We start from the raw sequence: 1,248 nt of genomic DNA on the forward strand, positions 1-1,248 counted from the left end.
GTCCCGGAAACCGTAGGCCATGCGCTTGATCACCTTGATCCGGTTGTTCACTCCCTCCAGCAGGCTGGTGTGCATGTGGAATCGTGCACTGGCCAGGATGCCCCGCGCATAATGCTGGAGGTTGCGGGCAAAGCGTTGTAGCGGCGCCAAGCCGCTCTCCCGGGCATGCCTCAGCCAGGCTCGCCAACGCCGCCAGCCCTCCCGCACGCTGGGCGCGTACCAGACCTCCTTCAGCGCATCCTTGAGCACATAGACCGTGGCCAGCGGCTGGTTGGCTGCCAGCAACTCCTGCAGCCGAACGGCATGGTCCTCCTTCAAGTTCTCCCGGTTGCGCAGCAGCAGCCAGCGACTCTGCTTGAGCACCTGGCGAGCCGGCTTGTCATGGCGCAGGGCATTGGCCTGATCCACCCGGATACGGTCGATCACGTCGCGTCCGTAGCGGGCGACGACGTGGAACAGGTCGTACACGACCTCGGCCTGAGGACAGTGCTGTCTCACCTCCAGATCGAAGGCCGTGTTCATGTCCATCGCGACGGCTTCGATATGCCTGCACCGCTCGCCGAGCAGCTCGAAGAAGGGGCGTATGGCCTGGCGGCTGTTGCCCCGCCCGACCCAGAGGACGCGGGTACGTTCGGCATCCATGATTACCGTCGCGTAGCGATGGCCCTTGTGCAGGGCAAACTCGTCCATCACCAGACGGCGCACATCGCCCGGTTCGAGAGTGCCGAACGCCGCTTGCAGCCGACGCTTGTCCAGCGCCTTGAGGGTGTGCCAGTGCAGCCCGGTGAGCCGGCTGACATGGCTGATGGGCAGCAGTTGCAGCAGGCTTTCGATCCAGGCGCACAGCCTGCGGGTCAGGCGCGAGGCCGGGGCCAGCCAGGGAATGTGCTCAGTGACGCGGCCGCAGGTGAGGCAATCGACACGGCGAACGGGCAGGTGGAGTTGCACGCGCAGATCAAGCAGGTCCCGGTCACGGATGAGACGGATACGTCGGTCATGCACCAGCGGGCTGGGCTGGTGGCAACGGTCACAGCACGGCGGCTCGGAGGCCCTGGGCTCGAGGGTGAGCGTGAGGGTGTTTTCGGCGGAATGGCTGCCGGCTACGACGTCGTAGCCTGGCCAGAAAGCGGCAAGATCAATAGGATGCATGGCGACAGCAGGGGGCAGCGGTTGGTGAGTTTGGCGACTGCCAATTTACCTGCTTCCCTGACTGTCAATCCTCGCTTTCCCAGGATTCCGCGAAGAACC

At 64.7% G+C, this 1,248-nt stretch carries 1 protein-coding gene; it reads right to left on the bottom strand.

The genetic code is table 11. From position 1 onward, the window contains the following. Positions 1-1,149 (bottom strand): ISL3 family transposase (locus EV691_RS23180; RefSeq protein ID WP_131837574.1); only part of this gene is annotated, 1,149 nt, incomplete at its 3' end. Positions 1,150-1,248: the final 99 nt, after the last annotated feature.

The organism is Azotobacter chroococcum, assembly GCF_004339665.1.
Classification (GTDB): Bacteria; Pseudomonadota; Gammaproteobacteria; order Pseudomonadales; family Pseudomonadaceae; genus Azotobacter; species Azotobacter chroococcum.